Genomic DNA, 8248 nt, shown 5'->3' with positions numbered 1-8248 from the left:
AATCCCAGCAAGGTGCAGATTGAACGAACGCAGCCTGCGCCGGGTGAGGTGAAGGTGGTGGAGGAACTGGTGGGTGCGGCGGCGATCACGGCGGCGGAGCAGAAGGTGGCGGCGAGCGGTGGCGTGTTGAAGCTGGTCACCATCACCCCATGGCAGCAGCTTCAAAACCCGCTGCTGTGGATGGCGGCGGCAGCGCAGATTTTCTTCAGTCTTTCGGTGGGCTTTGGGGTGATCATTGTGTATGCGAGCTATCTGCAAAAGAAGGACGACGTGGTGCTCAGCGGACTGACGGCGAGCAGTGCGAACGAGTTCTGCGAGGTGGCGCTGGGCGGACTGATCACCGTGCCGGCGGCGGTGGCGTTTCTGGGGCTCGCCTCCGTGGCGGGGCAGGGGACCTTTGGCCTCGGGTTTACGGTGCTGCCGCTGGTGTTTGCCAAGATGCCGCTGGGCGCGTTTTTCGGCGGGGCCTTCTTTTTCATGCTCTTCCTTGCGGCGATCACGAGTTCGATCTCCATGCTGCAGCCGGGGATCGCCTTCCTTGAGGAAGCGATGAATGTGGGGCGCAAGGTCAGTGTGACGATCCTTGGACTGCTGACCACGCTGGGCGTGGGTTTTGTGGTGTATTTTACGAAGGAGCTGAAGGCGCTGGACACGCTGGACTTCTGGGTGGGAACCTTTCTTATCTTCATTCTCGCCACGATCCAGATCATCATCTTCGGCTGGCATTGGGGCATCGAGCGCGGCCTCCGCGAGGCGCATCAAGGGGCTGCCATTCGAATCCCGCGTTTCTTTGGCTGCATCATGAAATGGATCTGCCCGGTGTTTCTCCTGGCGATCTTTATCATGACGGTGCTGACCAGCGTCTTCGGCTTTGATCTCAGCACGCGGACCTTTGGAAGCGTCTCGTCCTACGTAGCCGATCTCATCGGTGGCATGAAGGACGGTAAAGCGGTGGGGACGAATCTGGCCGCGCAGCTCAGCGTGGCTTTGGTGATCGTGGTGGCCATCTTCTTCGGTCTGCTTTCCTCCCGTTCCAAGGCCTACCAGCGCGCCGAGCAGGGCCTGGACAAACACGACTGATTGCGAACCCTGAACTATTCCCACTTATGACCACTTCGGGCCTCATCGTCATGCTGCTTTCTGTCGGCACCGTCACCCTCCTTTTCGGCTGGTGTATTTATAAGGTGCTCACCACTCCAAACGAAACGGAGAAGGTGCATGGCGTGGAATTCCACACGCCGGATATGGATGAGGACAGCTAGATTTTTTAATGTGTTGTCTGATGTGATGCGCCGAGCGAAAAGGGAGGCGGCAATGACGGTGCTTGTTTTTTCACGGGCTGATTCAAGAATGCGGTGGTGAGAGCGTATTGGGAGGGTGATCGCGCGCTTCACAACTTTGCTATGCCTGCCTGTGTTTGTCATGGCAGGGAGTCCGCCAGTGGCGGAGGGGCTGTGGTCGCTGAAGGCGTTTGCGGTGCAGCGGGTGCCGGTGGTGAAGAGGATGGAGTGGCCGCGCTCGCGGGTGGATCAGTTTATTTTGGCGCGGCTGGAGCAAGAGGGGCTGTCGCCGAATGAGGAGGCGGAGGCGCTGACGCTGCTGCGGCGAGTGTATTTTGATTTGATCGGGCTGCCGCCGCCGCTGGAGGTGGTGGAGGGATTTCATATTTCGAAGTTTCCGGCGGTGGTGGATGGGCTGCTGGCCTCGCCGGAATTTGGCGTGCGCTGGGGACGGCACTGGCTGGATGTGGCGCGCTATGCGGAGACGAGCGGGAACACGCGCAACATGGCGTATGTGCTGGCATGGCGTTACCGGAACTACGTGGTGCGGGCTTTGAACCGGGACACTCCGTTTGATGTGTTCATTCGCGAGCAACTGGCGGGTGATCTGCTGCCGCCTGCTGCTGATGCGCTGAGGCATGATGACCAGCTGCTGGCCACGGGTTTTCTGAATGTAGGGGTAAAGTCACTCGGGGAGTCAGACCTGATGCTCTACGATATGAATGTGGCGGATGATCAGATCGACGCGACGTGCCATGCGTTTCTGGCGCTGAGCGCGAACTGCGCGCGCTGCCATGATCATAAGTTTGATCCGATCCCGACGGCGGACTATCATGCGCTGGCGGGGATTTTTCGGAGCACGCAAAACTTGTCCGGGGTGGAGACGAACAATGTGAAGAAGGAGGCGGAGGCGATGCCGCTGGGGCGTGATGGGGTGCAGCAGATGATGGCGGTGAAGCAGCATGAGAAGGTCATCGCGGACATGCAGAAGGACTACGCGGAAGTGGCGAAGAAGCGCAACACAATGCGCGAGGAACTGGTGAAGGCGGGGATTGATCCGGCGAAGAAACCGGCGGTGATGCCGAAAGAGATGGTGGAGAAGATGAGCACGCTGACGGTGCTGGAGAAGGATGTGGGCGAGTGGCAGAGGAAGCTGGCTGAAAAGCAGAAGAGCATGCCGGTGGCACCGCCGGTGGGGATGTCTGTGCGCGATGCGGAGACGCCGCTGGACTGTCCGGTGTTTGACAAAGGCGAGGTTAAAAAGCCGCTGGCGGCGGTGAAGCGTGGGGCGCTATCGGCGATTCCGGTGAAGCTGGCTGCTATTGGCCCGAAGGAGAGCGGTCGGAGGCAACTGGCGGACTGGATCGCGAGTCCGCAGAATCCGCTGACGGCGCGGGTGCTGGTGAACCGCGTGTGGCTGCATTTGTTTGGCCGCGGGCTGGTGGGGACGCCGGATGATTTTGGGCGCATGGGGATGCAACCGACGCACCCGGAACTGCTGGATGATCTGGCGGCGCGGTTTGTGAAGGATGGCTGGTCGGTGAAGGGGCTGATCCGTGAACTGGTGCTGACGCGTACGTATCAGATGAGCTCGAGCACGCGGTCAGAGGTGGCGCTGGCGAAGGACCCGACGAATCTGCTGTTGTGGCGTGCCAATAGGAAGCGACTGGAAGCGGAGCCGCTGCGCGATGCGCTGCTGGCGCTGGGCGGGACGCTGGATCTGACGCCGCGTGAGGGCTCGCCGGTGGCTGATAAAGCGAAGGCGATCACGCCGCAGGGACGTGAAGTGGGGCGGCGGCATTTTCTCAATGATCTGCAGGACGACACCACGCACCGGAGCATTTATCTGCCGATCGTGCGCGGGGCGCAGATGCCGATGATGCAGTGCTTCAATGCGGCGGATCCTGGGCTAGTGGTGGGCGGGCGTTCGGCGAGCATCACGCCAGTGCAGTCGCTGCTGCTCATGAATAGCGAGCAGGTGATGCGGCAGGCGGAGGGGTTATCAAAGCGGCTGAGCGGGAAGACCGCGGAGGAGAAGACGGTGCAGGCGTGGAAGATGGTCTGCTGCCGGGGGCCGACGATGGAGGAGCGGGAGATGATGAAGGAGTTTTTGAGGAGCGCGGGGGATGCGCCGAGTGGGTGGGCGCAGCTATGCCATGCGCTGATGCAAAGCGGGGAGTTTCAGGTGGTGTATTGAGGGCGGGGGTGGGCACCCGGGTATTTTGTCAAAAATTTGCACCCTGACTCCATTTTCCGTAGTCATGGCCCATCTTTGATGCACGGATACTCTGACAAGAAAAGAGACATTCCAAGGTCGGCCATGGTTCGAAGCATCTGCGGTGAAATGGCTGCGCCGCCGCCCAAAGCATCTTCACGCGGCGAGAAGGCGATGTCCGCGACGTAGTTTCCGGGCTTGAGTGCGGCGTGGTTCTCAATGAGCCAGGCTTCGAGTGCGTCAGCTTGGTCTGGCTGCCGCCAGTTGCCACTGCAGAGCCAGGCGACTTTTTCCGGGGCATCGGGCTTTGGGGCGTAAATGGTAATCGGCATGACTTCAGAGGAGAAACAATTCCAGCGAGAGCGTCAACAGCATTATGGGCAACTTTTATGACATCACCTCCCGCGACAAGATTTGGACGCGGGGGGCGTATGTGTGCAGCATGGGGATGCTTTCTAGCCGCCGGGATTTGCTCAGTGCTTCGAGTGCTGGGTTTGGGATGCTGGCGTTGCGAGGGTTGTTTGGGGCGAATGTGCAGGCAGCGGTGGCGCGGATGAATCCGCTGGTGCCTGTGCAGACGCATTTTCCGGCGCGGGCGAAGCGGGTGATATTTTTGTTTATGCAGGGCGGGCCGTCGCAGGTGGACACGTTTGATTTCAAGCCGGCGCTGACAAAGCAGCATGAGGTGCCGAATGCGAAGGGGAGCACGAATGTGTATTACCAGTCGCCGTGGGAGTTCAAGGCGCGGGGGCAGAGCGGGATGCTGATTTCGGATCTGCTGCCGAACATCGCGCGGCATGCGGATGATCTGTGCGTGATCAATTCGATGCACACGGACCACAATGCGCATCCGCAGGCGATCCTGCAGATGAACACGGGGAGCTTTGCGTTTACTCGGCCGAGCGTGGGCTCGTGGTGTGTGTATGGGCTGGGAACGGAGAATCAAAATTTGCCGGGCTTTGTGACGATCAATCCGTCGTTTTCGGGCGGCGGGCCGCTGAAGCATGGCTGCGCGTTTTTACCGGCGGTGTGCGGTGGGACGGCGATCGGGCAGGACAGTGGGAATGGGGCGAGTCCGGAATTTCCGGCGACGCCGCTGAAGGACATTCAACTGCCGTTTATGAAGAATGCGCGGCTGGATGTGACGGCGCAGCGGCGGCAGCTGGATCTGGTGCAGTCTTTGAACCGGCAGAGGCTGGCGCAGGATGGGAGCAACGAGGCGCTGGAGGGATTGATCACGTCTGCGGAGCTGGCCTTCAACATGCAGCGGGAGATGCCGGAGGTGATGAACCTGAACCGGGAGAGCCAGGCGACGCAGGAGATGTATGGGATTGGCGATGGGAAGATGACGGACCAGATCGGGAGGGCGTGTCTGATGGCGCGGCGGTTTGCGGAGGCGGGGGTGAGGTTCATCCAGGTGAATCACGAATTCTGGGATGATCACACGGATATTTTCAAGGGGCATCCGCAGCATGCGCTGGAGACGGACCAGCCGGTGGCGGCGCTGCTGACGGATCTGAAGCAGCGCGGGCTGCTGGAGGATACGCTGGTGCTGTGGGGCGGGGAGTTTGGCCGGCCGCCGTTGCTGAACAAGAACAACGGGCGGGATCATGATCACCTGGGCTTCACGATGTGGATGGCGGGTGGTGGTGCGAAGCCGGGGATTCGCTATGGCAGCACGGATGAAACAGGGATGAAGGCGGAGCAGGACAAGGTGCATCTGCATGATCTGCATGCGACGATGCTGCACCTGCTGGGGCTGGATCATGAGCGACTGACGTATCGCTATGCAGGAAGGGATTTCCGGCTGACGGATGTGTTTGGGGAGGTGAAGCGGGGATTGATCGCGTGAGGGGGGGGCTGGGGTCTAATATTTGACCAAATGCCGCTGGGAATCCGAGTGGGGCGTGCCTATGTGCGATGCAGTCTCCTGCCTGCTCAGAGGCTTCCAGGATCAGGCCGATGATGAGCCATTCAATCTGTCAAGAATTTGCACACTGACCCCCTTTCCCGGGCTGGTGCTCCGTGATCCTGGGGGCTTTCGAGATTCTCCACCGAGAATCAAATGACCTCTGGGGGGCTTATAGACAGATGTTTACAGGCCCTGTGGGGGCGGCTTTAGATGCCAAACATCCAACAAGATGGCGTTTACGTTGTTTTAACGAAGTGCGAAGGCGATTCTTTGCCGGCGAAGGCGGCCCCACCAGCGCTATTTGGAATGACGCACAGCGTATCTCCCAGCAATTGGAGCGTGGTGTGTTGGATGCTGCCAAGAATGAGGATGTGCTGGAGAAAAACATGGAAATACTCCTGGGATTCAAGCATCCAGGAGTCGAATTTTCACGCCATCACATCATGCCCACCTATGTGGATGCAAGCAAACCAAACATGAAAAGCTTGAGTGAACGCGGGCATGCTGTGCTGCGAAAGTATGGAATAGGAGTCAATGATGGGGCCAACGGAATGTATCTACCAAATAAATTTACTGTAGATGCAGACATCGACCACTCTATCTATGGTCCTCTCCACGCGCCGATCTCCAGAGGCACAGACAATATCCACACAAGAGACTATTTGGAAAAGCTTGTCGAGACACTTGAAAATGCGGATTTGGGTGGAGAGACGGCAGTTAGAAATGCGTTGCAGAAATTCGCAAACGGTCTGATTCCTGCAACACCATGAGCATTTATAATATTACCTTTGATTGGTCGGTTCGAACTTTTACTCCCGACTTGCAGGAGCCGGAAAAGCAGAACGTTTATGACTCATTTGGTTTTGGCCGAGCGCTCATGAAAACCTGGAAGCCATTTTTTTTAACTGGCTTGTTGAGTGACGATCAAAAAATCGTGCCTATCGGCCATTTTTTCACCATTTTCAGCTCTGCTGCCTTTGGCGTAACCCCAAAGGCAATTGAGGTTCAGGGAGTTCGGGATGAATTGTTGCGCTGTGGAGAACTGCTGCCAGTGGAATATGAAAAAGAAACATTTTGGGTGTTCAACTGCTTGAATGTGGTAGATGCCTTGGATCAGAAACAAAGTGAAATTATTGTATGTGATAATGGTCACCGGTACGTGGACAGAAAGGTATTTAAAAACGACTTGGTTGTTCCTCAATGGTTTTTCTGCATAAAGGAATCACGTGCTAACACCTTTGCCACGCAGCGTTTTTTTGATTTCTACAATGAACATCAGATGACAGGGTTGATTTTTACACGGCAGAAATTCGCAGCATGACCAATGAAGCCGCAGGAAAATAGGGAATGAACCCGCGAATCCGCCAATGCGGATGGTTCGCTGTATCTTGGCTGGGCGGGCCACCCAGCTACATGCCTCCAGCGGGACGGCCAAGGTGGTGATGTCATTCGTAATGAGCTTCAACAAATTGCAAAAGAACTCATTGAAGGAACATTTCCATGGCCATGAAAATTTATCAAGTTAGCGCAAATCACGATTTTTGGTCTTTGTTACCCGTTGAAAAAGATGAATATCTTAAAATGAAGCTTTTCCAATTGGAAAGCATGCGTGCGAATTGGCCGAATTTATCTTTTTATGTTCGCGATCCGGCTCGAACAAATCGTGGAAATTTCTTCAACCTTAGCCTTGGATGTTTGGCATATGATCAAAATGTCAATCAAAGCGATCTCGGTGAAATCATTGAGAGGTCAGGAGAAATACTTAACGCAACACTGGAATCTACCAAAGAACATTTATATATATTTAATCCTACAGCATGCTATAACTGTTTGGACCGAAAGAATACGAATGCTCGATGGACGCCTGACGGCAATGTAGCCATCCAGGTGCAGAAATTTGTTTTTCATCCGGATCGCATCGGCGATGTCAATCTCTTCAAAATTCCTGAAATGAAACGTGTCGGCTTGTTTGCGCTGGTGGGGCGTGATGAACCAGAGGATGAATTTTACACACAGTACCATGCGCTAGGTTTTACAGGACTCGAGTTTAACGAAGTATGGTCTGACGAAGCTGATTGAAGAATAAGTCCCAAAAGATGCCAGACGACCCAATCCAGGGAACTTCCGACCTAGACAGGAAGATGGAAGTAGCCGTGGATGTGGGGGTGGCCGCGGAAGTACCAGACGAAGTCGGGGCTTTCGATCTGCCAGGTGTCCCAGACTTTGTCGGCGCCGATGTCGTATTTACCCCCGTAGCAGGAGATGAAGAGGCGCGGGACGAGGTTTTTGTCTGCGATGGTTTTTAGGGTGGCGGCGACGTCGTCGGGACGGAAGCAAACGAGCATGCGGCGCATGGTTTCGAGGAGCTTGGCCTGCTGGTCTTTGCTGAGATCGGCTCCGCTGAGGCCGGGGAGGTCGGTCTTGCGTTTTTCGATGACTTTGGCGGGGCTTTCGTCGCGCGGTTCGCGGCCGACGAGGATTTTTTCCTGCTGCTTGCCGTCGAGCGCCTGGACGAATTCATTGAAGACGAGGCCCTGATACCAGAAGGGATTGCCTTCGTGGTCCTTGGTCTCGTTGAAGGCTTTGGCGAAGTTGCCGTAGAAGATGGGGCGGCCGCCGAAGCCGAGTCCCTGATCGGTGTGGGCGTGGCAGCGGCGGGTGACGTGGTGGCCGGTGTAGATGAACTCGAAGTCGGGATCGGCCGGGGTGCCGAAGAAGCCGACGGAGGGGGTGTTTTTGATTTTGCCCATCAGATCCTTCTGCACCTGCCAGTTCATTTTCTCGCGGTGGTCGGGATGGTGAAGGGACTCGAAGATTTGCCGGACGAGGTCCTGCTGATCT

The 8248-nt window shown here is 56.7% G+C and carries 8 protein-coding genes and 1 pseudogene; 7 read left to right on the top strand and 2 right to left on the bottom strand.

Going from position 1 to position 8248, the window contains the following annotated elements:
• From ACIREA_RS20890 to ACIREA_RS20880, 3 genes and pseudogenes are all read left to right on the top strand, one after another.
• Window positions 1–1080 (top strand): annotated as a pseudogene (locus ACIREA_RS20890) (sodium:calcium symporter); the annotation flags it as partial.
• 26 nt (window positions 1081–1106) lie between these two features.
• Complete coding sequence (locus ACIREA_RS20885; protein ID WP_397384285.1) at window positions 1107–1262, top strand: hypothetical protein; 156 nt, start codon at window positions 1107–1109, stop codon at window positions 1260–1262.
• Between the two features lie 115 nt (window positions 1263–1377).
• Entirely contained in the window at window positions 1378–3477 is a 2100-nt protein-coding gene (locus ACIREA_RS20880; RefSeq protein ID WP_397384284.1) for a DUF1549 and DUF1553 domain-containing protein, read from the top strand.
• A 62-nt stretch (window positions 3478–3539) separates the two neighbouring features.
• On the opposite strand, the gene ACIREA_RS20875 is transcribed toward ACIREA_RS20880, so the two are convergent.
• Window positions 3540–3827 carry a hypothetical protein gene (locus ACIREA_RS20875; protein ID WP_397384283.1) on the bottom strand — a complete coding sequence of 96 codons (288 nt, stop codon included), beginning with the start codon at window positions 3825–3827 and terminating at the stop codon, window positions 3540–3542.
• A gap of 44 nt (window positions 3828–3871) precedes the next feature.
• Between ACIREA_RS20875 and ACIREA_RS20870 the strand changes: the two genes are divergently transcribed.
• From ACIREA_RS20870 to ACIREA_RS20855, 4 genes are all read left to right on the top strand, one after another.
• Window positions 3872–5347: a DUF1501 domain-containing protein gene (locus tag ACIREA_RS20870; RefSeq protein ID WP_397384282.1), complete on the top strand. Its 1476-nt coding sequence runs from the start codon at window positions 3872–3874 to the stop codon at window positions 5345–5347.
• A 239-nt stretch (window positions 5348–5586) separates the two neighbouring features.
• Window positions 5587–6177: an AHH domain-containing protein gene (locus ACIREA_RS20865; protein ID WP_397384281.1), complete on the top strand. Its 591-nt coding sequence runs from the start codon at window positions 5587–5589 to the stop codon at window positions 6175–6177.
• Window positions 6174–6728 (top strand): imm11 family protein, encoded by a 555-nt coding sequence (locus tag ACIREA_RS20860; RefSeq protein ID WP_397384280.1) that lies wholly within the window; start codon window positions 6174–6176, stop codon window positions 6726–6728. The genes ACIREA_RS20865 and ACIREA_RS20860 overlap by 4 nt, the downstream gene beginning before the upstream one ends.
• Before the next feature lie 185 nt (window positions 6729–6913).
• Window positions 6914–7486, top strand: coding sequence for a hypothetical protein (locus ACIREA_RS20855; RefSeq protein ID WP_397384279.1), 573 nt, complete (start codon window positions 6914–6916; stop codon window positions 7484–7486).
• Between the two features lie 50 nt (window positions 7487–7536).
• On the opposite strand, the gene ACIREA_RS20850 is transcribed toward ACIREA_RS20855, so the two are convergent.
• On the bottom strand, window positions 7537–8248 hold a 712-nt coding region (locus tag ACIREA_RS20850; protein WP_397384278.1), incomplete at its 5' end, for a DUF3500 domain-containing protein.

The sequence above is a fragment of the Prosthecobacter sp. genome (assembly GCF_044373815.1).
GTDB lineage: Bacteria > Verrucomicrobiota > Verrucomicrobiia > Verrucomicrobiales > Verrucomicrobiaceae > Prosthecobacter.
Note: the sequence above shows the minus strand (reverse complement) of the source record. Positions and strands in the feature narration are given on the sequence as shown.